The organism is Haloarcula vallismortis ATCC 29715, from assembly GCF_000337775.1.
Taxonomy (GTDB): domain Archaea; phylum Halobacteriota; class Halobacteria; order Halobacteriales; family Haloarculaceae; genus Haloarcula; species Haloarcula vallismortis.
Genome location: NZ_AOLQ01000015.1, coordinates 80,315 through 101,954, shown reverse-complemented (window position 1 = coordinate 101,954; position 21,640 = coordinate 80,315). Strand labels below are relative to the sequence as shown.

24 protein-coding genes and 1 pseudogene are annotated in these 21,640 nt (G+C 61.6%); 15 read left to right on the top strand and 10 right to left on the bottom strand.

The genetic code is table 11. The annotated features are described in order from the left end of the window. The first annotated feature begins 140 nt into the window (after window positions 1–140). From C437_RS05275 to C437_RS05245, 7 genes are read left to right on the top strand one after another with little or no spacing between them, the layout of a single operon-like run. Window positions 141–557: an urease subunit beta gene (locus C437_RS05275; RefSeq protein WP_004515863.1), complete on the top strand. Its 417-nt coding sequence runs from the start codon at window positions 141–143 to the stop codon at window positions 555–557. Beyond that, window positions 554–2,260 carry an urease subunit alpha gene (gene ureC / locus C437_RS05270; protein WP_004515862.1) on the top strand — a complete coding sequence of 569 codons (1,707 nt, stop codon included), beginning with the start codon at window positions 554–556 and terminating at the stop codon, window positions 2,258–2,260. The genes C437_RS05275 and ureC overlap by 4 nt, the downstream gene beginning before the upstream one ends. Continuing rightward, window positions 2,257–2,652: an urease subunit gamma gene (locus C437_RS05265; protein ID WP_004515861.1), complete on the top strand. Its 396-nt coding sequence runs from the start codon at window positions 2,257–2,259 to the stop codon at window positions 2,650–2,652. The genes ureC and C437_RS05265 overlap by 4 nt, the downstream gene beginning before the upstream one ends. Beyond that, complete coding sequence (gene ureG, locus C437_RS05260; protein WP_004515860.1) at window positions 2,649–3,272, top strand: urease accessory protein UreG; 624 nt, start codon at window positions 2,649–2,651, stop codon at window positions 3,270–3,272. Before C437_RS05265 ends, ureG begins: the two co-directional genes overlap by 4 nt. Further along, window positions 3,272–4,171, top strand: a complete 900-nt coding sequence (locus C437_RS05255) for an urease accessory protein UreD (protein ID WP_004515859.1) — start codon at window positions 3,272–3,274, stop codon at window positions 4,169–4,171. The genes ureG and C437_RS05255 overlap by 1 nt, the downstream gene beginning before the upstream one ends. Continuing rightward, window positions 4,171–4,752: an urease accessory protein UreE gene (locus C437_RS05250; RefSeq protein WP_004515858.1), complete on the top strand. Its 582-nt coding sequence runs from the start codon at window positions 4,171–4,173 to the stop codon at window positions 4,750–4,752. Before C437_RS05255 ends, C437_RS05250 begins: the two co-directional genes overlap by 1 nt. Next, the gene (locus tag C437_RS05245; protein WP_004515857.1) at window positions 4,749–5,438 is read left to right on the top strand and encodes an urease accessory protein UreF; all 690 of its coding nucleotides are present in this window, start codon (window positions 4,749–4,751) and stop codon (window positions 5,436–5,438) included. Before C437_RS05250 ends, C437_RS05245 begins: the two co-directional genes overlap by 4 nt. Window positions 5,439–5,540: 102 nt before the next feature. Here the strand turns inward: C437_RS05245 and C437_RS05240 are convergent, their stop codons facing one another. Continuing rightward, a complete protein-coding gene (locus C437_RS05240) occupies window positions 5,541–6,101 on the bottom strand; it encodes a class I SAM-dependent methyltransferase (protein WP_004515856.1) in 561 nt (186 codons plus the stop codon). 1 nt (window position 6,102) lies between these two features. Next, complete coding sequence (locus C437_RS05235) at window positions 6,103–6,543, bottom strand: DUF302 domain-containing protein (protein ID WP_004515855.1); 441 nt, start codon at window positions 6,541–6,543, stop codon at window positions 6,103–6,105. A 575-nt stretch (window positions 6,544–7,118) separates the two neighbouring features. Here C437_RS05235 and C437_RS05230 point away from each other — a divergent pair. The 4 genes and pseudogenes from C437_RS05230 (at window position 7,119) to C437_RS05220 (ending at window position 9,979) form a co-directional block, all read left to right on the top strand. Continuing rightward, window positions 7,119–7,523 (top strand): helix-turn-helix domain-containing protein, encoded by a 405-nt coding sequence (locus tag C437_RS05230; protein WP_004515854.1) that lies wholly within the window; start codon window positions 7,119–7,121, stop codon window positions 7,521–7,523. Between the two features lie 147 nt (window positions 7,524–7,670). Continuing rightward, the gene (trxA, locus tag C437_RS05225) at window positions 7,671–8,030 is read left to right on the top strand and encodes a thioredoxin (RefSeq protein WP_004515853.1); all 360 of its coding nucleotides are present in this window, start codon (window positions 7,671–7,673) and stop codon (window positions 8,028–8,030) included. Window positions 8,031–8,113: 83 nt separating this feature from the next. Beyond that, window positions 8,114–8,371 (top strand): annotated as a pseudogene (locus C437_RS21215) (DsrE family protein); the annotation flags it as partial. 189 nt (window positions 8,372–8,560) lie between these two features. Continuing rightward, window positions 8,561–9,979 carry an FAD-dependent oxidoreductase gene (locus tag C437_RS05220; protein WP_004515852.1) on the top strand — a complete coding sequence of 473 codons (1,419 nt, stop codon included), beginning with the start codon at window positions 8,561–8,563 and terminating at the stop codon, window positions 9,977–9,979. Between the two features lie 18 nt (window positions 9,980–9,997). Here the strand turns inward: C437_RS05220 and C437_RS05215 are convergent, their stop codons facing one another. The 3 genes from C437_RS05215 to C437_RS05205 form a co-directional block, all read right to left on the bottom strand. Then, window positions 9,998–12,583, bottom strand: coding sequence for a calcium-translocating P-type ATPase, PMCA-type (locus C437_RS05215; RefSeq protein ID WP_004515851.1), 2,586 nt, complete (start codon window positions 12,581–12,583; stop codon window positions 9,998–10,000). A gap of 151 nt (window positions 12,584–12,734) precedes the next feature. After that, entirely contained in the window at window positions 12,735–13,169 is a 435-nt protein-coding gene (locus tag C437_RS05210; RefSeq protein WP_004515850.1) for a pyridoxamine 5'-phosphate oxidase family protein, read from the bottom strand. 126 nt (window positions 13,170–13,295) lie between these two features. Continuing rightward, window positions 13,296–14,198 (bottom strand): universal stress protein, encoded by a 903-nt coding sequence (locus C437_RS05205; protein ID WP_004515849.1) that lies wholly within the window; start codon window positions 14,196–14,198, stop codon window positions 13,296–13,298. A gap of 280 nt (window positions 14,199–14,478) precedes the next feature. Between C437_RS05205 and C437_RS05200 the strand changes: the two genes are divergently transcribed. The 4 genes from C437_RS05200 (at window position 14,479) to C437_RS05185 (ending at window position 16,706) form a co-directional block, all read left to right on the top strand. Further along, a complete protein-coding gene (locus C437_RS05200) occupies window positions 14,479–14,958 on the top strand; it encodes a pyridoxamine 5'-phosphate oxidase family protein (RefSeq protein ID WP_049919625.1) in 480 nt (159 codons plus the stop codon). A 204-nt stretch (window positions 14,959–15,162) separates the two neighbouring features. Beyond that, window positions 15,163–15,483 carry a DUF7471 family protein gene (locus C437_RS05195; RefSeq protein ID WP_004515847.1) on the top strand — a complete coding sequence of 107 codons (321 nt, stop codon included), beginning with the start codon at window positions 15,163–15,165 and terminating at the stop codon, window positions 15,481–15,483. 58 nt (window positions 15,484–15,541) lie between these two features. Further along, window positions 15,542–16,108: a nitrous oxide reductase accessory protein NosL gene (locus tag C437_RS05190; RefSeq protein ID WP_049919624.1), complete on the top strand. Its 567-nt coding sequence runs from the start codon at window positions 15,542–15,544 to the stop codon at window positions 16,106–16,108. A gap of 70 nt (window positions 16,109–16,178) precedes the next feature. Then, window positions 16,179–16,706, top strand: a complete 528-nt coding sequence (locus C437_RS05185; RefSeq protein WP_004515845.1) for a winged helix-turn-helix transcriptional regulator — start codon at window positions 16,179–16,181, stop codon at window positions 16,704–16,706. Window positions 16,707–16,900: 194 nt separating this feature from the next. Here the strand turns inward: C437_RS05185 and C437_RS05180 are convergent, their stop codons facing one another. From C437_RS05180 to C437_RS05160, 5 genes are all read right to left on the bottom strand, one after another. Beyond that, window positions 16,901–17,170 carry a hypothetical protein gene (locus C437_RS05180; RefSeq protein ID WP_004515844.1) on the bottom strand — a complete coding sequence of 90 codons (270 nt, stop codon included), beginning with the start codon at window positions 17,168–17,170 and terminating at the stop codon, window positions 16,901–16,903. Window positions 17,171–17,319: 149 nt separating this feature from the next. Beyond that, window positions 17,320–17,676: a nuclear transport factor 2 family protein gene (locus tag C437_RS05175; protein ID WP_004515843.1), complete on the bottom strand. Its 357-nt coding sequence runs from the start codon at window positions 17,674–17,676 to the stop codon at window positions 17,320–17,322. Between the two features lie 484 nt (window positions 17,677–18,160). Next, entirely contained in the window at window positions 18,161–18,973 is an 813-nt protein-coding gene (locus tag C437_RS05170) for an ABC transporter permease (protein ID WP_004515842.1), read from the bottom strand. Further along, window positions 18,970–19,695: an ABC transporter ATP-binding protein gene (locus C437_RS05165; protein WP_004515841.1), complete on the bottom strand. Its 726-nt coding sequence runs from the start codon at window positions 19,693–19,695 to the stop codon at window positions 18,970–18,972. Before C437_RS05165 ends, C437_RS05170 begins: the two co-directional genes overlap by 4 nt. After that, complete coding sequence (locus tag C437_RS05160; RefSeq protein WP_004515840.1) at window positions 19,692–21,605, bottom strand: NosD domain-containing protein; 1,914 nt, start codon at window positions 21,603–21,605, stop codon at window positions 19,692–19,694. Before C437_RS05160 ends, C437_RS05165 begins: the two co-directional genes overlap by 4 nt. Between the last annotated feature and the right edge of the window lie 35 nt (window positions 21,606–21,640).

Genomic DNA, 21,640 nt, shown 5'->3' with positions numbered 1-21,640 from the left:
TACGTCCGGAACTTTAGCATTTAATCCAGTACTCGATATAGAGGCGTCACTTGCGCAGAGAGCAACCATTTTAGTATGAGTATTCAAAGAGAGGAGCAGATGATAGACGAACAGTCAGAAATACTTGGGTCGGTGGGACGATGAGCGACGGACTCGTGCCCGGCGAAGTCATCCCGGGCGAGGGGACCGTGACGCTGAACGAAAGACGGGAGACGACGGAAGTGACGGTTGGTAACACCGGCGACAGGCCCTCACAGGTCGGGTCGCACTTCCATTTCTTCGAGGCCAACGCGGCCTTGGAGTTCGACCGCGAGGCAGCCATGGGGATGCGGCTGAACATCCCCGCTGGCACGGCTGTCCGGTTCGAACCCGGCGACGAGCAGACGGTCGAGCTCGTGGAAATCGGCGGGAAGCGCCGCGCCCACGGGATGAACGGACTGGTCAACGGGAGCGTCGACGGCGATACGAGCAACGCCGTTGAGCGCATGCGTGCGGCCGGGTTCAGAGACACCGGCGAGACGGCGACGGACGGCGGTAACGCGGAGGCGGACCAATGACACGCGACATCGACCGCGAGAACTACGCCGAGTTGTACGGGCCAACGACAGGCGACAAGGTCCGGCTGGGCGACACGGAACTGCTGGCCGAAGTCGAGGAAGACCTCCGCACACACGGCGACGAGGCCGTCTTCGGCGGCGGGAAGACGCTCCGCGACGGGCTGGGAATGGCCCCCGGCGTCACACAGGCGGAGGGCGCACTCGACTGGGTGCTGACGAACGCGACGATTATCGACCCGATACTCGGTATCGTCGCGGCCGACATCGGGATTCGGAACGGTGAGATCGCCGGCATCGGGAAGGCCGGAAACCCCGACACAATGGATGGTGTCGACATGGTCGTCGGTCCGTCGACGGACGTCTACCCAGCCGAGGGGAAGATTGCGACCGCCGGCGGCCTCGACATACACATCCACTTCAACTCCGCACAGCTCCACGAACACGCGCTTTCTGGCGGCATCACAACGATGCTCGGCGGCGGGTACGGCGGCGGCGCGACGACGACCACGACCGGCCCGGAGAACATCAAGCGCTTCCTGCAGGCAGCCGAGGAATGGCCGGTCAACGTCGGTTTCTACGGGAAGGGCAACGCCTCCGACCCCGGCCCGCTCCGCGAGCAGGTCGAAGCCGGTGCCTGCGGGCTGAAACTCCACGAGGACTGGGGGTCGACACCCGAGACGATCGACACCTGTCTCGAAGTCGCCGAAGACGAGGACGTGCAAGTGTGTATGCACACGGACACGCTGAACGAGGCCGGCTTCGTCGAGAACACCTTCGGTGCTGTCGACGGCCGGACCATGCACCTGTTCCACATCGAGGGTGCTGGCGGCGGTCACGCCCCGGACATCATGGAGATGGTCGGCGAGCCGAATATGCTGCCGTCGTCGACGAACCCCTCGATGCCCTACACCGACAACACGTTCGACGAGCACCTGGATATGGTGATGGTGTGTCACCACCTCAACCCAGACGTGCCCGAGGACGTGGCCTTCGCCGAGTCCCGGGTTCGCGCGGAGACCATCGCCGCAGAGGACGTGCTTCACGACATGGGCGCGATCTCGATGATGACCTCCGACTCCCAGGCGATGGGCCGGATGGCCGAAGTCATCCCCCGGACGTGGCAGACGGCCTCGAAGATGAAGTCCCAGCGCGGCCCGCTCCCCGAGGACGAGGGGACCGGCGCGGACAACCACCGCATCAAGCGCTACGTCGCGAAGTACACCATCAACCCGGCTATCTCGGCGGGCATCGAGGAGTACGTCGGGACGCTCGAACCCGGAAAGCTCGCCGATATCTGCCTCTGGGATCCCGCGTTCTTCGGCGTCAAGCCGGCGATGACGTTCAAGGGCGGCTTCCCGGTCCACTCCGAGATGGGCGAAGCGAACGGTTCGCTGATGACCTGCGAGCCGATTCTCCAGCGCGAACGGGCCGGCGCGGTCGGCAAGGCCAAACACGCCCTCTCGCTTTCGTTCGTCTCCCCGGCGGCCGCCGAGGCCGGAGTCGGCGAGGAGTACGGGCTTGACTCCCGCGTCGTCCCGATAGAGGGCGCACGCACACCCGGTAAGGACGACATGGTGTACAACAGCTACTGCCCCGACGACATCGAGGTCGACCCGGAGACGTTCGAGGTCCGGGTCGACGGCGACCACGTCACCTGCGAACCGTCTTCAGAACTCCCACTCGCACAGCGGTACCTGCTATGAAACTCACAGCCAAAGAACAGGAGCGACTCACAGTCTTTACTGCCGCAGAAGTCGCGCGACGCCGCAAGGAACGCGGCGTCCCGCTGAACCACCCCGAAGCCGTCGCCTACATCAGCGACTGGTGTATCGAGCGGGGCCGGGACGGCCAGTCCGTCGCCGAAATCCGGTCCGGCGCGTCGAAACTGCTCGGCCGCGAGGACGTGATGGACGGCGTCCCGGAGATGATAGATATGATCCAGGTCGAACCGGTGTTCCCTGACGGAACGAAACTCGTCACGGTCCACGACCCGATCCGCTCCGATAGCGTCGGAAGCGCTGACGATGACGAGAGCGAGGAGGCAACTGAAGCGACGACTGACGGCGGCGACGAACAACCGGAGACAGACGAATGAGCCTGACACACCGCGACGTGGCGACGGTCGGCATCGGTGGCCCGGTCGGCTCCGGGAAGACCTCACTACTGACCGCGCTCGTCCCCGAACTGCGCGAGCAGGGCCTGGACGTGGGCGTCATCGCCAACGATATCCTCACCCAGGAGGACGCCGACGTACTCCGTGAACGGTTCGCCGGCGTCGTCCCCGAGGACCTCGTGGCCGGCGTCGAAACCGGTGCGTGTCCGCACACGGGCATCCGCGAGGACCCGTCGATGAATCTCCAGCAGATCGATTCGTTCCTCGCCGAGCACCCGGAACTGGATCTCGTGTTAGTCGAGAGCGGCGGCGACAACCTCGCGGCGACGTTCAACCCCGAACTCGCCGATTACTCGCTGTACGTCATCTCGGTCGCTGAGGGCGAGGATATCCCCCGCAAGCGCGGCCCCGGCGTCGTCGACTGTGACCTGCTCGTCATCAACAAGACGGACCTCGCGCCCCACGTCGGCGTCGACCTCGACGTGATGGCGCGGGACGCCGACGAGGTCCGGGACGGCCCAGTTGTATTTACCAACTGCAAAGACGAGACGAACGTTGACGAGGTGCTGTCACACGTCCGCGAAGGGGTGCTGTTCGCCTGATGGCCGCCGACGCGCCCCATCCCGCGTTCGAGGGGTATGCAACCGAGGCCGTGCCACAGGCCGCCGTGGGGTCGCCGGGGAAAGACGGCGTGCTCGAACTGACATTCGAGCGGACAGCTGAGGGAACGACCCTGGTTCATGACTACGCCACGGTCCCCTTCCACATCTCGGGGACGCTTGGTCACGACCCCCATCCCGACGCCGACACAGTTTTCATCCAGTCACCGACCGGCGGCGTCGCCCAGGGCGACCGCCACGACGTGGCGATAACGGTCGGGGACGAGGCCATCGCACACGTCTCGACCCAGAGCTCGACGAAGGTCCAGTCGATGACGTGTAACTACGCCGCCGCCAACACGACCCTCAGCGTCGGTGCTGGCGGCCATCTGGATTACGTGCCCGAGCCGACGATTCTCCACGCCGATTCCAGGTACCTGCAGGAGCTCACGGTCGACTTGGCCCCCGGCGCGACTGCTGTGGTCAGCGACGTGGTTGTCCCCGGACGGCTCGCTCGGGGCGAGCGCTTCGAGTTCGAGCGGTACCTCTCCCGCGTGCGTGGAACCGGGCCCGACGGCCTCCTGTTCGAGGACGCGACGCATCTGACGCCGGAAGACGGGGACCCCACAGCGCCCGGCGTGCTCGGCGAGTTCACCGTCTACGGGACGGCGTTCGTCCTCGCGCCCGACTGCGACGAGACCGAACTGAGCGACGCGCTCCACGAGGTCGTCACCGACGGCGAGGCCCGGGCCGGCGCGACAGCCTTACCGAACGGCGCTGGCGTTGCGGTTCGTGCTCTGGGCGACCGGGCCGAGACCGTGCAGGCGACACTCCACGCGGCCTGGGACCACTCCAGACAGGAGTTGCTAGACGTACCCGCGCCGTCCGGGAGGAAGTACTGATGCTGGTCGCAGACACCTACCTCGGCCACCGTGATGACGACTCTGTCGCCGAGAGTCTCGACGCGTCAGACTGCGCCACTGTCGTCCTCTCGGACACCGAACGCCGTCGCTCCCGGGTCCGGACTGAAGCGACAGACGGCAGAGACCTCGGTATCGTGGTCGCCCGCGACCTCGCGGACGGCGACGTGCTGGAGACTGAGGACGGGACCCGCATCGTCGTCGAACTCGCCGCTATCGAGGCCCTCGTGCTCGATTTCGCGGACAGCGATGTGTCACCGACCGCGGCGCTGGAACTCGGTCACGCAGTCGGGAACAGACACTGGAACCTCGCGGTCCGCGAGCGAGAAGCGCTGTTCCCCGTGACCGACTCGAAAGAACGGATGGAGACGACGGTCACCGAACTGCTCCCCGCAGACGTGCCGATGCGGTACGAGGACGTGCCACCGACGACATTCGACGACGGCGGGGTCGACCACACCCACGGTGACGGGACAGACCACGACGGTAGCGGCCACAGTCACAGCGGCGGTGGCCACGCCCACGACCACGGCGTCCGTACTATCGACGGAGGCGAGCAATGACCGACGCCGCGACGCTGGAATCGTTCCGACTCGCCGATTCGTTTCTCCCGGTCGGGACCTACACGGTTTCGTACGGACTGGAGCAGTTCATTCAGGACGACCGGGTCGAAGACCCAGCGGACCTCGAAGCACTCCTGTCGACATACCTCCGCCAGCAGGTCGGCCCCGCCGAACTCGTCGCGCTCCGGGCCGCACACGCCGCCGCTATCGACGGGGATTTCGACGCCATCTGCCGGGCCGACCGGCGGCTCTCGGCTGTGACGCTGGCCGCGGAGTTCCGCGAGAGCGCCCAGCAGTCCGGCGACCGACTGCTCTCACTCCAGACAGAACTGCGTGACGAGGCACTGCTGGACCGCTATGCCGAGCGTGTCGACGCCAACGACGCACCCGGGAACTACGCCGTCGTCCTCGGCGTTGCGACCGGACTGGCCGACGTCCCCGTCCGCGAGGCCTGCCTGCTTTGCTGTCACGGGTTCGTGACTGGGTTGCTGGGCGCGGCACAGCGACTCCTCTCGCTCGGCCACACGGACGCCCAGCGGATTCTGGCTGACCTGCGGCCCGTGATGACGACCGCAGTCGAAGAGAGCGCAGACCGAGAACTGGACGAGATGACGCCGTTCGCTCCGCTGGTAGACGTACTCGCCGCCGAACACGAACGCGCAGAGCGGCGGCTGTTCGCCAGTTAACACCCGAGAAATTCGAGTACAACAGGACGGTCAGTGCTGCTCCCGGACCGACTATTGAGGGAAAGGCGAAACCGGGCGTGTCCGGTGGTCAGTGCTGACCCGTTATTCGGCACTCACAACGAGCAGAAATGTCTCCGGCCGCACTGCCTCGAACTCAACCGTGAACCCGTGCTTGCGGAGTGCATCCGTCGCTTCGTCGGCTGAAAACCGTTCATCGACAGGCGGGCCGTTGGTACCACTTCCGGAGGCGGACCAATCGGCAATAGCGAACGTCCCGCCCGGCTTGAGCACCCGTCCGACTTCGCGAAGCGCCCCGTCGCTGGCGAACTCGTGGTACGTCATCGTCGAGAACGCCGCGTCGAGGCTGCTGGTATCGAACGGGAGGTCATCGACCCCACTCGTGACGAGGTCGACGTTATCAGGGACGCCTTTCTCTCGGTAGTAGTCGTGCATCGCGTCCTGAATATCGACGGCGTACACGTGGTCGACGGCCGGTGCAACATCGTCGGTGTAGAAGCCGGTCCCACTCCCGAAGTCTACGACCGTCTCGTCGCTGTCGGCCGACAACGCCCAGCGGAGCTCTTCTGCGGAGAGGAAACGATACCGCTGCTGTGCGTCTTCGAGCTTGTCGGCCCGGCCGGCGTCAAACGTGTGATACCCCATGTTAGAGGTTCTCGAATGCCTCGTCGACGATTTCACCGGTGTCGGCGACAATGTCTGCCATCTCCTCGTCGTCGGGAGCCATCCCGACGAGGCGAGCGATGCGCATAATCGAAACGTGATAGACGCGCTGTGTCCCGGGCTCTTCCTCCCAGATAACGACGTTACAGGCCATGAGTGCGCCGAGTTTGTTGTCCGTCGCGTCGAGGGCGCGGTCGGCGACTTCGGGGTTGCAAGCTCCCAGCACGTAGTAGGGGTCTCGCCCCGCGTCGATCTTCTCGTTGAGCATGTCGGAAGGCGAAAACTCCACGGGGACACCGAATCCGGCGTCGGTGAACACGTCCCGGACGTGTTCGATTGCGTCCTCGTGGCTCATTTCGAGCGTCGCCTGTTGTTCACCGATGTCTTCAGGGTCGATCTGACTCGGGTCGATTGGGAGTGTCATTCGTGTATTGTATTGTGCCTACAGAGCAAAGTCTCTTCGGATGCACTGCCAGTAGCGTGGCCTGTTCTCACAAATATCGGATCGAATAGAGAGCTCGCCACGCGTCGAGGATGTGGCTGTACTCCGTGAGCAGAATATAGATATTCCCCAGCCCTACAGGAGCGATGCGGGTATAAACTAGCAAGAAAACTTCGCCGTGGGAGAGTGGTGACCGGCGACTGAACGGGGTCCGTTCTTGGAACCCCGAGCTAACTCTCTCAGCAGAAATGAGAACTGTGAAAATTGAGCAATAATATCACAGAAGCGACGGCAGCAGAGATTCGGTCAGGTTGTGACTCTACCACCCCCAACCACGATGACGACAGAATGGCTGAGTGAGCAGCAACGAGTGTGTCGGTGGTGGGAAATGAGACTGGCGCTACAGCCACAGCAGGTGAGACGACCTGGACGGTGAAGGTCGTCTCGCCTGCATGAACGGTCGCTCAACCACCCGTTCGCTAGCAGCTTTTGCGTGCATTTGTGCGAACTGTACACAAGTCTTTTAACGGCGTAGCGGCTACAGAGACGTGATAACGATGCCAGATTCGATGTCTGAACAGCTCCGACAGGATATGCAGTGCGAAGGGCTATTGGAATGTTTCCACGGCCTCAAAGAACTCGACAAAGAGTGTTTTCGGGCGCTCGTCGAGGCTGATGAACCGCTGACCGTAGACGAACTCGCCGAAGCAGTCGACCGAGAGCGCTCGACCGCGTATCGCGCCGTCCAGCGGCTTCTCCAGACAGGCTTCATCGAGAAAGACCAGATCAACTACGATCAGGGCGGCTACTACCACGTCTACTCGCCGACAGACCCGTCACAGATCGCAGACGAGATGCAACGGATGCTCAACGACTGGTACGCGAAGATGGGGCAGCTGATTCAGGAGTTCGAAAACAAGTACGAACAGGCTGAGTCCTCGGCCCCGACTGTCGAAGGCTAACGACGCCTCTGTATCGATGGCTCCCGCGATGAGTAGCGTTCTACCTGTGGACACATCTCTCCACTACATCTTTTCGGCGTATTGTAGTCCATAGTATTGTGTTTATTGTGCAAACTCTTATCTATTGCAGACGCATAGAGAGTGTTGATGACAACCGATACCGCGTCCGACGCCGAACCGACCACGACGGAGGAACCGATTCACATTGATGGGGCGGACCAACTCAACGATGTCGTCGGCAGGCACGATATCGTCCTCACAGATTTCTATGCCGACTGGTGTGGCCCGTGCCAGATGCTCGAACCTGTAGTCGAGACACTGGCCGCGGAAACCAATGCGGCCGTTGCCAAAGTCGATGTCGACGCCAACCAGCAACTCGCTCAGTCGTATGGAGTCCGGGGCGTCCCGACACTCATCCTGTTTGCCGATGGCAAGCAGGTCGAAGAGATAGTCGGCGTCAAAGGTGAAGCGGACCTCCGAGCGCTTATTCAGTCCTACGCGGAATAGGGGACTGGTGGTTCACAGGCACTCTCGTCACCGCTGGCGATTAATTTCCCGCGCGGTCAGTCGACGGTGCGGAGTCAATCACACAGAACGACGAGGACGACCCCAAACGCATCTTCGACGGGGCCGGAACGCAGTGGATTGCGGAGCTCGAAAATGAGAGCAGCGACTACCACGAACTGTATCGGAACTTACAGGATGACACGGCAGTCTGTGACTACTGTTCGGGCGCATTCGGCGTCAAAGGCGCCGTCGCGACCGCCAAGCTGGTCACGCTAAACGACCACGAGAGTCGCCCGAGTCTCCGCTCGCTCGTCGACGACTATGAAGTCATTACCCGCTAATTCCGACAGCAGTCACATCCAATCACGCTGGAGCGAAACACGGCGCGGCTGAATCGAAAGCCGTGCGTCCCTCACGAAAACCACCGGTCGGTTAATTCGAACTCATCCCGGACACGATTAGTAGCAGTAGCCCACGCAGTTACCCGTCCCTCACTCAACCCTAAGTACCGCAGTGACGCAACGGACTGTATGACGGACCCGTTCGTAGTCATCGGTGGCGACGCGGCCGGGCTAAGCGCCGCGAGCAAGTTCGCCCGCGAGGTACCGAGCCGTGACGTGATTGTCTTCGAGAAAGGCGAGTGGGTGTCCTATGCTCACTGCGGAACGCCGTACTACGTGAAGGGAACTGTCGAGCGCCTGACGGACCTCCTCTCACTGTCGCCCGAGGAGGCAGCCGACCGAGGTATCGACCTTCGCCGGAACCACGAAGTGGTCGGCGTCGATACCGGTGCCGAAACCGTCACCGTCACCCACGACGGCAAGACCGTCGACCAGCCGTATGGCGACCTGCTCGTCGCGACGGGCGCACACGCGACGACTGAGCCGATTCCGGGGACGGAACTCGACGGCGCGTTCACGATGCACGGGCTTGACTCAGCCGCCGCAGTCCGCGCCGCGCTGTCTAGACCTGACGAAGATGCCGTCGACAAGAGTATCGAGTACGTCGATACGGCGCTTGTCGAGCAGTACACCGACTGGGAGCCGCCCGAGCGGGTCGCCATCGTCGGCGGCGGCTACGTCGGCGTGGAGATGGCTGAGGCGTTTCGGGCCCACGACGTAGAGACACACCTCTTTCAGCGGTCGAGCCACCTCCTGCCGCCGTTCGGGAAAGCGGTGGGCGAACGCGTCGCCGACCATCTCCGGGAGGAGGGTGTGACGCTGCATCTGAACACCGCCGTCGACGCGCTCGTCGGTGACGACGGGCGCGTTGCATCGGTCGCTCACGACGGCAGTACCACCGACGTGGGCCTCGCGCTGGTTGGTATCGGCATCCGCCCGAACACGGCACTCATTACGGACACACCGGTCGAGCTGGGCAACTCCGGGGCGATAGCGGTCAACGAATATGGGGCTACGACCGTCGACGGCGTCTACGCCGCCGGGGATTGCGCCGAAGCAAATCACGCCGTGACCGGTTCACCCGACTGGGTGCCGCTCGGACTGACAGCGAACCGGGCCGGTCGCGCAATCGGACAGACCGTCGCTGGCGAACCCTCACTCGTCGGCGATATCGCCGGGACAGCCGTCGTGAAGGCATTTGATCTCGAATGCGGTCGCGTCGGTCTCCTCGACCACGAGCGGGCCAGCGCTGCCGGTTTCGACCCGGTATCGAAAACAGTCACTACCGGTTCCCGGTCAGGGTACTACCCCGGCGGCGACGACACCGACGTGACACTCGTTGCAGACAGGAAGAGTGGCCGCCTGCTGGGCGGCGCAATCGTCGGCGAAGACCGGGCGGCGATACGTATCGACACGCTCGCGACAGCCATCGAGGCAGACATGACTGTCGACGAACTGGAACGGCTGGATCTGGCGTATGCGCCGCCGTTCAGCCCCGTCTGGGACCCAGTGCTGGTCGCCGCGAAAGTGCTTACCGGACAGCTCTAGCAGACACAGCTCGGAGCATCACAGGCGCTTCACACCGCTGGCGACAGCGAGGTACAGCGGCAGGGCGAGCAAGAGGACCGCACCGATCAACCCCCAGTCGGCGAGGCCGAGCGGGACCGTCCCGAAATATGTGTTGAGAGGGGTGTACAGGGCGGCAAGCTGCAGGAGTATCGAGCCACAAACTGCGGACGACAGCCACCGATTCGACAGTGGCGGTGTCTCCCGGAGCCAGCGGATCACGTGCAGTTTCTCGAATTCGAGGAACACGAACCCGGTGAAGACCATCGTCATCGCGTAGGGCGTGACTGTGGCTGTGTCGGCAAGCGTGACCAGTAGCAGTCCGAGCATTACGGTTGTCGAAATGACTCCCGTGCCACCGATGAGGGCGAGCATCTCGCGGTCGATGATTCCCCGGGCCGAATCTCTGGGCGGTCGCTGCATCACGTCATCGCCTTTCGGATCGGCCCCGATTGCGAGCGCTGGCAGCCCGTCAGTAAGGAGATTAATCCACAGCAACTGGACTGCCGGCAGAACGAGGTAGCCGAATAACGAGGCGATAAACACAATGGCGACTTCGGCGACGTTGGCACTCAGCAGGTAGCCAACGAACTTCCAGACGTTGTCGAAAATCGCCCGGCCGCGCTCGATTGCCCGCTCGATTGTCGCGTAGTTGTCGTCCAATAAAATGACGTCGCTGGCCTGTTTAGCCACGTCAGTCCCGCGGACGCCCATCGCGACGCCGATGTCGGCGTTTTTCAGCGCCGGTGCGTCGTTGACCCCGTCGCCAGTCATTGCGACAGTGTGACCGTTCGCCTGCAGCGCTCGCAGAATCCGGACCTTGTGCTCCGGGGACGTGCGTGCGAACACGTCAACGGACGCAACGCGGTCACGGAGCGCATCCTCGGAGCAGCCCTCGACGTCGCGGCCTTCCATCACGCGCTGGCCGATCCCGAGTTCGCCGGCGATGGCCGCGGCAGTCCGGACGTTGTCGCCGGTTACCATCTTCACACCGACGCCTGCACGCTCGGTCGCCGCGATCGCATCAGCAACCTCCTCGCGGGCCGGGTCGATCATGCCGACCAACCCGGCAAAGAGCAGGTCGTCACTGACATCGTCGGCCTGGCCGGTTGTATCATCGCGCTCGACCACGTCGGCATCCTCTGTGTACGCCACTGCGAGCACCCGAAGCGCGTCGTCAGCGAACGCCCTGACCTGGTCTCTGATCTGCCTGGCTCCGTCGGGCGTCAGGTCCGTCGGGCCGCTTTCGGTGAGGACACGGTCGCACTTCGAGAGGATCACTTCAGGTGCGCCTTTTACGTAGACCGTGTCATCGTGGACAGTCCCCATCCACTTGCGCTCCGAGGAGAACGGGATCTCGTCCGTTCTCGGGTTCTGTTCACGGAGGCGCTTGACGTCGATTCCAGCCTCGTCAGCCGCCATGACAATGGCTCGTTCTGTCGGGTCGCCCTCTTCGAGGGTCGCATCGTTACACAGTGTCCCTGCACGAAGCACCGTGGCGACACGGTCCGGCAAAGTTGCCCCGTCTATCTCGGCAGTGTCGACAACAGCGTCGGTGACCCAGAGCCGACTGACCGACATTCGCCCCTCTGTCAGCGTCCCGGTCTTGTCGGTACAGATGACATCGACGGAGCCCAGGGCCTCGACGGCGGGCAGGCGCCGCACGAGCGCGTTCTCGTCAGCCATTGTCCGAACGCCGAGGGCCAGCGTTAGCGTCACTACCGCCGGAAGGCCTTCGGGAACCGCGGCCACAGCGAGCGATATCGCGGTGAGCGCCGCCTGAACCGGCTCGGTCCCCTGAAGGACGAGAAGGGGAATCACGAGCGCAGCAAGGCCTATCACACCGACACCGAGTGTCCGCCCAAGCGTGTCGAGCTCAGCCTGCAGTGGTGTGTCGGTTTCCTCCGTGCCTGCGAGCTGGCGGGCGATGGACCCGACCTCGGTGTCCATCCCGGTTGTCGTGATGACGGCAACGGCCGAACCACGCGTGACGTTCGTCCCTTTGTACACCATCGATTCACGCTCCGCTAGCGGTGTATCGGCTCCGACCGGCCCAGTTCCTTTCGCGACTGGCGTACTCTCACCGGTGAGCGCTGCTTCGTCTACCTCCAGAGACTGACAATCAATCAGCCGACCGTCGGCTGGAACGACATCACCGCTCTCCAGTTCGACAACGTCGCCCGGGACGAGTTCGGTCGCGTCAACGTCGACAGACTGTCCGTCGCGCCTGACTGTCGCGGTTGGAGCGGTCAGTTCTCGCAGTGATTCGAGCGTTCCCTCTGCACGATAGTCCTGTACGAAGCCGAACAGGCCGTTGCCGATCACGATCACAGCTATCAGTACTGCGTCGACGGCGTGTCCCGCCCACACGGACAGTATCGCTGCTGCAACGAGAACCCAAATAAGAGCGCTATCGAACTGGGCGACAGCGATATCGAGTGGTGTCCGTTCGCTCCCCTGCGTGATTTCGTTCTCGCCGTATCTCTCGCGCCGAGTCCGAGCTTCCGATGCCAATAGCCCATCGGACTCGCTGTCGAGTCCCGAAAGAACGTCGGCAGTCGATTGTGTGTGGGCGGCTTCGGACATGGACGGCTGATCTACCGCTGCGTTGATATGAGTTTGCCTATACAGTACGACGGTGTTTCGGAACCATGCGGGTTTAGACGGGAGACTAGTAGTGCCAATTGTCTCAGATTCATATCCCCAGCGGGCGGGTACTGCTGAGAACTGTCTCGTGTCAGGGCTCGGTCCGTCCCGTTAGGTCATCAGGTACGAGGCGGTAGAATTCAAATGTCACTTCCCGGAGGGGGCGTTCGAAGATGTCTATCAAGGGGATTTCGACGTGTTCGAGCCCCTCTAGCGTTTCTGTCTCGATTCCCTCCTGTTCGACGTCTTCAAGCCGACCGCTGGCGACCACACTCTGCCATCCCGTATCCGTCTCGCGATAGGTCACGAACGTCGCCGAGCGGTCACTGAGTTCGCCCTTCGACTTCTCAGTGCCGACGGCCAGTCGGAAATAGAAGGTGGTAGTCGACGCGTCGTACCCGTATGATACCGGAACCGAGTGTGGCGGTGCGTCGCCGGCGGCGAGCGAGAGGACGCCAGTCCCCCCGTTGTCCAGAAGCGCGTCCCGTTCTTCGTCCGTCATCGTAACCGGGTTGTCCGTGGACATAGTTACTGTCACTACAGGAACAGCAATAAGTGCATGGTCGAGTCGCATCTGACTGTGGCCTGGCTAGAGACATGGCCGAGGCGTACGGAGTCAGACGCTGACAGACAGGAGCGCGTTCCCCCGTATTCAGGCTTCGTCACCGTGCTGGTCCCGGGCGTTGACTGCTAGCACAGGCATGTCAGCGTGTCTGATGACCCGTTCCGTCGTGCTTCCCATGATGAACCGATTGAGCCCAGTCCGACCGGTCGTCCCCATCGCAATCAGATCGATATGGTTCTCCTCGGCGTAATCGAGAATATCTGCCGCCGGGAATCCATCGACGACCTGTGTAACAGTTTCCACGCCGGACGCGCGTACTTGCGCTGCAATCCGCTCGGTCACTGTCTCACCCTGTGATTCGAGCGTCTCGATCAAGTCTTTCGGCAGCGTGTATTCCGAACCGGTCGCGACATTGCTGAGATTGACGACATTCAGAACGTGAACACGGGAATCGAACTGGGCCGCAATTTCGCAGGCCGGTTCGACAGCGGCTGTTGCGGACGTGCTTCCATCCGTAGGGACGAGAATATCGTCGTAAGAATCGGTCTCGCGACTCTGTTCGGTGGCGCGGACAGTGAAAACAGGGACATCGGCCTGCCGGACAACACTCTCTGTCACGCTCCCGGCGAGATACCGCCCGACACCTGTCCGACCGTGCGTTCCCATCGCAATCAAGTCTATATCGTGGTCGTCGCGGTATGTACAGATCTCGTCGACAGGATTACCCGTGCGAATAGTCGTCTGTACCGCTCCGGCGGCGTCCACCGCATCCGTCACAGCCGTGACTGTTTCGTCGGCGTCAGCCGTCATGCGGTCGAGTGTCTCGTCGTCAAGATCGCCGCCGCTGAACGGCCCGCCTGCCGTTCGCGTATCGATGACAGCTATAACGTGTAGTGTCGCGTTGAACGCACGTGCCAGCGCGGCACCGTGTTCAGCGGCGCGGGTCGCGTGTTCACTGCCGTCGGTCGGGACCAGAATTGAACTGAACATTGCTGTGTTTCCAACTCGTTGCTGTCAGTAAATAAACTACAGTCGCAGTTCTCAGATTGTTAGAAGTCCGGCGGTCAACAGCGACGCCTGAATATTTTACGGGACTGCAAAGCGGTCTCAGCGGTATGTATCCCAAAAAATCTAATCAGTGCCGGACCCGTCTGGAGATGGACCAGTATCTGTGCCACACTCTAGACGGTCTTTCTCCCGAGAAGCCCGCTCTACTTTTTTACCGTTGGATCACATTTATCAGACGTAACTGGATGGTCAGACGCGAGCTATGACAATCGATCAATTAGAGAAGTATGGACTAGAACGGATGGACGACGAGGAAATCCGAGAGTTTCTCGCCACACACTCAACCGGAGTGTTAGGGCTTCCGACGACAGATGTTCCGTATTTGCTGCCGCTCTCGTACGGCTTTGACGATGGGGCGTGTCTCTACTTCACGTATCTACTGGGCGAGTCAAGCCAGAAAGCGGAACTAACTGAGCGAGCCGGCCGCGGCCGGTTTCTCGTCTACGAAATCGACACCACGTTTGAGTGGGAGAGCGTGATGCTTGCCGGGGATATCGACAGTGTGCCAGAGGACGAATGGCCGGATATCACAGCGATGACACAAAACGCCTGGCGACCAAACACGCTCCAGACGGCCACCACGTCCGGCGGGGTCGCGCTTTACGAATTCGAGATAACGGATCTCACCGGGATCAAACAGACCGGATTGGCACCCGACTTTCGAGAGAACATCGAGCCGTGACTGTCGGCGGCTCGTGGTACAGACCGGGTTGTCCGGAACGCCGGACGACCGGTGCTGGTGGCTACCTGAGGGGGTTTCATACCCGTTCAAACGGGTATTCGTCGGCGGAGGTATTCCGGGACATCCCGGTCGATGATGGAGGCGCGACAGCGATTGCGACCGAAACCGATTCCAGTGCTACTGCGTGAAACAAAGTATTGAGAGATGCTCCAACCCTCGGCTGACTGGATCGGTCCCGGTCAATCTGCAGTGTTGATCGCCGTACTGGGCCTCGCTACACTCGGGACGCTGGCGCTGTTTGTCGTCGCAGCGGTCAGTACACGCCGACGCCGGTCACGGCCGTACGTGCTGTTGACCGCCGCTATCGGGTTACTGTTCTTTCGGTCCGTGGTCGGCATCGGGACCGTCCTTGGTGTCGTCCCGATGGTCGTACATCACCTCACTGAGCATGGATTCGACTTCCTCATCGCGTTGCTGGTACTGAGTGCGATCTATTCAGTCGCACCGCCGAGCGTCCCCGACTGACCGGCGTTTCGACGGTCGCACCATGAACCATTTGGTGTCGTTCAGTGTACTCCCTCGTATGTCTGAGCACGCAGCAGGTCTCACACGACGATGCTTCCTGGCCGGGACTGGGACTCTGGCAGTCGTATCACTTTCGGGGTGTCTGGGAACCAGTGAAGGGAGAGACCCAGTCAGCATCGAAAGCGGCCAGAACTGTGACCAGTGTGGAATGGTTATCGACCAGCACCCGGGGCCAGCCGGCCAAACGTACTATCAGGACAATGCGCCAGAGGGCCACGACCCGCCGGCACGGTTTTGCAGTACGACCTGCACGTATCGCCACCGATTCGCTAAGGAACAATCAGGGTGGACGCCCGCGGAGACGTTCCTCACCGACTACAGTACAGTTGACTACGATACCCAGACCGACGGTGGCAAGACCATCATCTCTCGCCATCTAGGGCGCGAAGCCTTCGCTTCGACGGAAAGCCTCACTGTCGTCGCGAACTCCGACGTAGAGGGGGCGATGGGGACCGCTATCGTTCCATTTAGCGACAGCGCGGACGCCGAGTCGTTCGTCGAGGAGTACGGCGGTCAGACGCTCCCTGCGGAAGATATATCACGGGAACTAGTCGGTGGGATGTAGGCGAGTTCCCACGCGGTGAGAACGTTCGATACCCTGTTGTCTCGGTGGGTGAAAAGCTGTCCTGAAGACAATGTCCACGGTTACTGAGCAGGTGCATTCCCACGTCGAGTCCAAACCGGGAGTCCATTTCAACGCGCTTGCAGCAGATCTCGATATCGCGACCGGTCAGGCACAGTATCACCTGCGGAAACTGCACCGTGCCGGCGATATCGTCGCCGAAGAGATTCAGGGCAAAACGCACTATTACAGCCGGGAGTACGACCCCTGGGAGCGGCGCGTACTCGCCTTTGCCCGGCGGGAGACTGCGCGGACGATTCTCTTGCATCTTCTGGAAGCGGAGTCCCTGTCAGCAGACGAACTGACCGACCGGTTAGGCGTCGCCCGGAGTACGGTGTCCTGGCACGTTTCGGCACTGGCCGATGCAGGGATACTCGAGAAATCGTACGGTGAGCGGGGCCGTGTCGTCGTGACCCTGACTGACCCGGACGAGACACAGCGGCTGCTTGCGGCGGTCCGTCCGTCGCTTACCGACCGTCTTATCGACCGGTTCACACGGCTGGTCGACGACGGGCTCGCGGCCGCGGCAGACGACGGCTGAACGCATACTGTTTGCTCTAACTATGCGGGTGTCATGCAACGCTTCACAAAATGTTGTTTTCGGTTACTATAACATGAAACAGTCGTTCAGTAGATGTGCGGACTGACCGCCGAAATGTCTGATAAGCGCCGTATGTTTTCTGACCGCTGTGCAAGATGGAGGGCGCATATCTTGCATCGCTTCCAAGACGTACATCAATACCTCTTCTTCCGGTTTTCATGAGAGAACTGCAAATTAAAGCTCTCGTCTAATATTTGAACAGTCTCTATCGGACCTTCCGAACCGGTTGGGTTATGTGTCCTCAGTAATCCACCTGTTGAAATGGAATCAATGACCGCATCAGAGATTATCAGTGCAGTGACAGCACTTTCTAAAATAGTCTCATATTCGCCATCATCCACAATGTGATTGGGTGCTAACTGGAAATCCGCCTCGTCTATACCGTAGAACGCAAGGTTGTACATCTCACCATACACCTTACACAAAGCATCAGCCTTGCCACTGCGCGGACGTGTATTTGCTCAATGTCCCTCGTGCTAGATTGCTATCCCGTCTCGACGCACTCGGGAACGCGGCCCCCAGTCGCTACGTCGAGTTTCAATGTCGCGACCAATCAAACTGTATCTCGGTCCGTGTAGGTATAGCGACGCTCAATAAGACCCGTCTCATTGAATACGAAGAAGTCGGCAAATCCAAATGAGACAGCGGTGTCGGCTTGCACGCCGCTAAATGTCCCTCTCACCGCAACAGTCTCGTCTTCGCTTGTGAGCGAGTGGATTTCATGGGACCCAGCAGACAGCGGCCGTTGGTTGATATAAAAGTCCTTGAGAGCGTCTATGTTACGAATGTTCTCCTGCCCAGGGCGTTCATACACTATACTCTCGTCGAAGAGAGCAAACACCGTATCATACTCTTCCGCATCAATCGCCGTGTAGTACGCTCGAACAGCATCCTTGTTCGACTGTGACACAATGGTTCATATTCCGCAGAATTAAAATAGTTCATCATTTGGCTAACCTCGGCACTGTCTAGTTCTGGATGACTGAGTTGGCGTTCTCCCGTTGAGTGCTTGGTTCGTCCGTAGTTATGATCAGCTACCTGTTTGGAACTCTGCATAACGACTCCGGTCGTTTTCACGACTGAATGTCTGCAAATGAAGATTATTTATGTGACTTAATGAGTAAAGCCCAGAAGTAATTGGTTGTCATGGACACAAAATGTAAATACAGTCATAGATGACCGTTACGTATAGCAGTAATTTGAATGTCGTATGCAGCCGCTGTATCTTGCACCGAGATCCCACCATTTAATTGATGGTTCATAGTTTCCCGTGTCACATCGCTCACCTGTGTTGCTCGTTTCTGGATGAGAGTGACAACGGTTCTATGCCACCCTGTATATATATCAAGGTATTCACAGTGGCGAAATCCGGTGTAGACGTGCCGCCGACAGTATCAGGCCGCATCCGTCGCAAACATCGCCCCCACAAACGTGAGTCCCCACCAGAACAGCAGCGAGAGTGCGGCAGCCCACGTCGGGACGAACGCTGACCGTCCCGGGACAGCGACGTACAGAACCTGGTCGAACACGAGTCCACGGTAGGCCCCCGCCGGGGTCATGGCGAGTGCGCCGCCGAGTGTGCCCGTGGTAACGCCGGTGTCAAGCGCTGCGAACACCGCCAGATCGCTTCCGACAGTGAGGAGGAGCAGCCCAGCGAGTGCGAGCACGAGCGCCCGCCCCCGGGTGCCGGCGAGCGCCGACAGCAGGAACGCGATAGTCAGTGACGTGAGCGCGTACAGGACCGTCAGCGCGACAAACCGGATGAACAGGAACGGCGAGTCGACGCCCCGGTGGCTCGCGAACACTGTCGTCTCCGGTCCTGCGGTCGTTGCAACGTTGACGCCCAGCGCCAGCAACGGCACGACGACAATAGTGAGCAACAGGAGTGCACGACCCGCGTACACCCCGCCGACGTACGACCACGTCGAGAGCGGGTAGGTGTCAAGTACGTCGAGTTCTCCCCGGACGGCGGGGTCGGCTATCGCGCGATAGCCGACGGCGAAGGCAAGCGTCGGCACGAGTACTTCGACGGCTATGAGCGTATCGACGACAGTGGGAACGTAGCCGCCGGTGGGGCCACCACCGGCATGGGCGAGGCCGAATAGGACAATCGCTGTAATCAGCCCGAGCGCCAGATAGGTGCGTGTCCTGACTGCGCTCCGGACTTCCCGAACGAAGACCGTCCAGAAGCGGGTCCCATCTATCATGACTGTGTGCCCTCCGGCGCGGCAATAGCGGCTCTGTCCTGTTCCAGAAGCGCTGTGAACGTCTCGTGGAGCGGCCCGCCGGTCTGTTCCCGGAGTTCCTCGACCGATCCGGTCCGCACGAGGCGGCCGGATTCGAGCACAGCCAGTCGGTCAGCCGTCTTCTCGACGAGTGGCAGTTCGTGCGAGCAGAGAACCACAGCACGGCCGGCGTCGGCAATCGATTCGACGATGTCGAATATCAGTCGGCTCATCGCCGGGTCGAGGCCGCTTGCTGGTTCGTCGAGCATCACAATCGGCGGGTCACCGGCCAGTGCCTGGGCGATTCCCAGAAGACGCGTCATTCCCCCGGAGAGCCCTGAGACGGGACGGTCTGCTACTGCTTCGAGGCCAACACGTTCGAGAAGGCGGTCCGGGTCGTCGTCGACGAGGTCCGCGTAGAACGCTGCGGTCTCTCTGACACTAAAGCCCGGCCGGAAGGTCGGCCGCTGTGGCAGGTAGCCCAGTTGGCGCTCGGCATCGGGACCGCTGTACGAGATAGTTCCGCTGGTTAGTCGTTCGACGCCCAGAAGCAGGCGCAGGAGCGTCGTTTTCCCGGAGCCGTTCGGGCCGATGAACCCGGTCACGGCGTCTGACGGCACGTCGAGTGACACCGCCGAGACGGCTGTCACGTCGCCGTATTTTTTCGTGACCTCGTCCGCCGCGAGATACGTCTCGCCAGTCATGTCGCTCCCTCCATCGATGTCTCGTTACCAAGGCGCTCGACAGTCTCGGGATTCGCAGGACCTGTCAGCGGTGCCCTGTCGACGATGCTGCCCCGGCGAAAGCCGGGTGTGGTGCCGCGAAGCGCCCGGAGACCACGGACACTCGGTGCAGACCGCAGGACAATCGCGGCGTTGGTCTGGTCAAGGCGACGGTCGACGGAGTCGGTTGGCGAGTAGGACTGGGCCAACACCGGGCCAGACCCGCCGGTGAGGTCGTACGCGCCGCTCCAGTAGTTCCCCCTGCCGTCGTGAGTATACACGCGCAACGGCCCCGGTCCTGAGACCGCATGGCGGTCGTTCGCGATGAAATCGTTCTCGGTGACGATGTTCGACGGGACGACTGTCGACGCCCGCACACCGATATCATTCCCGTAGAGTACGTTGTGCTCGTAGAGGGACCGGTCGGCGTTGGTCGACATCGCCTGGTCGGTGTCGACTACCACGTTGTGCGCAATATAGCTCCGGGACCCGGCCATCATGACGCCGCTGCCGGAGTGGCGCACGTCGTTTCCGACGATGGCGTTGGCCACGGGGTTGGTCATGACGACGACGCCGGCGTACTCCTGTCCCCGGGCGACGTTGTCTGCGACGAGCGACCGCGAGGTGTACATCAGGTGGACGCCGAAGCGGTTGTCCCTGAACGTGTTGTTCCGGACAGCGGTCCCGTCGGCCCGGTGGAGGTACACGCTGTCACGCCCGCCGTTGAACACCGAGTCCTGGACGACTATCGGCCCGTGCATCCCGATGACGCCCATGAACCCGTCTTGCCAGTCCGTCGTCCCGTTGACCGTGACGTTCTCGACGACTGCACCGGGCGTCCGCCGCAGGACGACGCCGCTAGCGGGCGTCTCGACGCTGACGTTCGCAACGTACAGTCCGGAGACGTTGCGCCCGGTAACGGCAGCGTCGCTGTTGCCGTAGGCGGTCGTGACGGTGGCGTCCCAGGCGCTGTCGTTGGCCTTCGTTGGGTCGCCGACCGTCGCGTTACCGACGCCGACGATGTCAAACCCGGTGACACCGACCCCGTCCGACGTCACTGTCACGACCGTCCCATTCCCGCCGCCGTCGAGCGTCGCCCCGGGACCGCTGAGAGTGAGTGGCTTGTCTATCGTCACCTGCTCGTCGTAGGTGCCGGCCGGAACGGCGACTGTCGTGTTCGGTGGGGCCGCGTCGACAGCCGCCTGAATCGTCGGGGCGTCGGTTCCGACCTCAACCGAGACAGGTCGGTCCCGATGCTCTCGTGCCGCCTGCACGGTGGCATCGGCGTCGGTTCGCCGCGGGCCGACCTGCTTTCGGACCGCCCCCGCCTGTTCGAGGTCGAACGACCGGGTCTTGAGGGTGTCCCAGTCGATGATTCGTCCGCCGCACGTCTCGGCGAACGCCGCGGCGTCGTCACGGTCGGCGAACGGCACAACCGCCTCCCCTGACGGGACTCGCGCCGAGCTATCGACGACGTAGTGAGCCTGATTGGCTTCGACCCAGTCCGGCGGTGCGGCAGTCCGGAGGTAGCCGTCGTCGCTACATCTGACCGGCCTGTCACTGTAGTCGGAAACGTACACCGCGAGTGGATACCCGAACTGCTGTTCGTGGCCCGGTTCCGTGAGTGACGTCACAGCCTGATCTATGCCAACGTAGCCGACAACGTAGCGGTACTGTGAGTAGAAGACCTGTGCCCGCGGAACGCTGATGCTCCGATTCCGGGCAATCTGTTCGTCAGCCATCGTAATCCCACGCTGGACAGTGTTATCGAACGATACTGGTTCAGGGCGGGCGCTGGTCGTATCGACGGCAAACGACGCAGCGAAAACCAGTGTCCCGACAACTACCGCGAGTAGCGCGAATATTTGCACGGTCGTCAGGGCTGGTCGCATCTATCGGGACTACGAGCGAGGGCCCATTACAGTAT

Excerpts from the sequence above, each read along its gene's own strand:
- C437_RS05215 (WP_004515851.1), bottom strand. The coding sequence starts at position 12,583 with ATGTCCGAAGCCGCCCACACACAATCGACTGCCGACGTTCTTTCGGGA.
- C437_RS05250 (WP_004515858.1), top strand. The coding sequence starts at position 4,171 with ATGCTGGTCGCAGACACCTACCTCGGCCACCGTGATGACGACTCTGTC.
- C437_RS05190 (WP_049919624.1), top strand. The coding sequence starts at position 15,542 with ATGTCTGAGCACGCAGCAGGTCTCACACGACGATGCTTCCTGGCCGGG.
- C437_RS05170 (WP_004515842.1), bottom strand. The coding sequence starts at position 18,973 with ATGATAGATGGGACCCGCTTCTGGACGGTCTTCGTTCGGGAAGTCCGG.
- C437_RS05235 (WP_004515855.1), bottom strand. The coding sequence starts at position 6,543 with ATGACACTCCCAATCGACCCGAGTCAGATCGACCCTGAAGACATCGGT.
- trxA (WP_004515853.1), top strand. The coding sequence starts at position 7,671 with ATGACAACCGATACCGCGTCCGACGCCGAACCGACCACGACGGAGGAA.
- C437_RS05230 (WP_004515854.1), top strand. The coding sequence starts at position 7,119 with ATGCCAGATTCGATGTCTGAACAGCTCCGACAGGATATGCAGTGCGAA.
- C437_RS05185 (WP_004515845.1), top strand. The coding sequence starts at position 16,179 with ATGTCCACGGTTACTGAGCAGGTGCATTCCCACGTCGAGTCCAAACCG.
- C437_RS05255 (WP_004515859.1), top strand. The coding sequence starts at position 3,272 with ATGGCCGCCGACGCGCCCCATCCCGCGTTCGAGGGGTATGCAACCGAG.
- C437_RS05195 (WP_004515847.1), top strand. The coding sequence starts at position 15,163 with ATGCTCCAACCCTCGGCTGACTGGATCGGTCCCGGTCAATCTGCAGTG.
- C437_RS05220 (WP_004515852.1), top strand. The coding sequence starts at position 8,561 with ATGACGGACCCGTTCGTAGTCATCGGTGGCGACGCGGCCGGGCTAAGC.
- C437_RS05240 (WP_004515856.1), bottom strand. The coding sequence starts at position 6,101 with ATGGGGTATCACACGTTTGACGCCGGCCGGGCCGACAAGCTCGAAGAC.
- C437_RS05205 (WP_004515849.1), bottom strand. The coding sequence starts at position 14,198 with ATGTTCAGTTCAATTCTGGTCCCGACCGACGGCAGTGAACACGCGACC.
- C437_RS05265 (WP_004515861.1), top strand. The coding sequence starts at position 2,257 with ATGAAACTCACAGCCAAAGAACAGGAGCGACTCACAGTCTTTACTGCC.
- ureC (WP_004515862.1), top strand. The coding sequence starts at position 554 with ATGACACGCGACATCGACCGCGAGAACTACGCCGAGTTGTACGGGCCA.
- C437_RS05245 (WP_004515857.1), top strand. The coding sequence starts at position 4,749 with ATGACCGACGCCGCGACGCTGGAATCGTTCCGACTCGCCGATTCGTTT.
- C437_RS05210 (WP_004515850.1), bottom strand. The coding sequence starts at position 13,169 with ATGTCCACGGACAACCCGGTTACGATGACGGACGAAGAACGGGACGCG.
- C437_RS05275 (WP_004515863.1), top strand. The coding sequence starts at position 141 with ATGAGCGACGGACTCGTGCCCGGCGAAGTCATCCCGGGCGAGGGGACC.
- C437_RS05200 (WP_049919625.1), top strand. The coding sequence starts at position 14,479 with ATGACAATCGATCAATTAGAGAAGTATGGACTAGAACGGATGGACGAC.
- C437_RS05180 (WP_004515844.1), bottom strand. The coding sequence starts at position 17,170 with ATGTACAACCTTGCGTTCTACGGTATAGACGAGGCGGATTTCCAGTTA.
- ureG (WP_004515860.1), top strand. The coding sequence starts at position 2,649 with ATGAGCCTGACACACCGCGACGTGGCGACGGTCGGCATCGGTGGCCCG.
- C437_RS05160 (WP_004515840.1), bottom strand. The coding sequence starts at position 21,605 with ATGCGACCAGCCCTGACGACCGTGCAAATATTCGCGCTACTCGCGGTA.
- C437_RS05165 (WP_004515841.1), bottom strand. The coding sequence starts at position 19,695 with ATGACTGGCGAGACGTATCTCGCGGCGGACGAGGTCACGAAAAAATAC.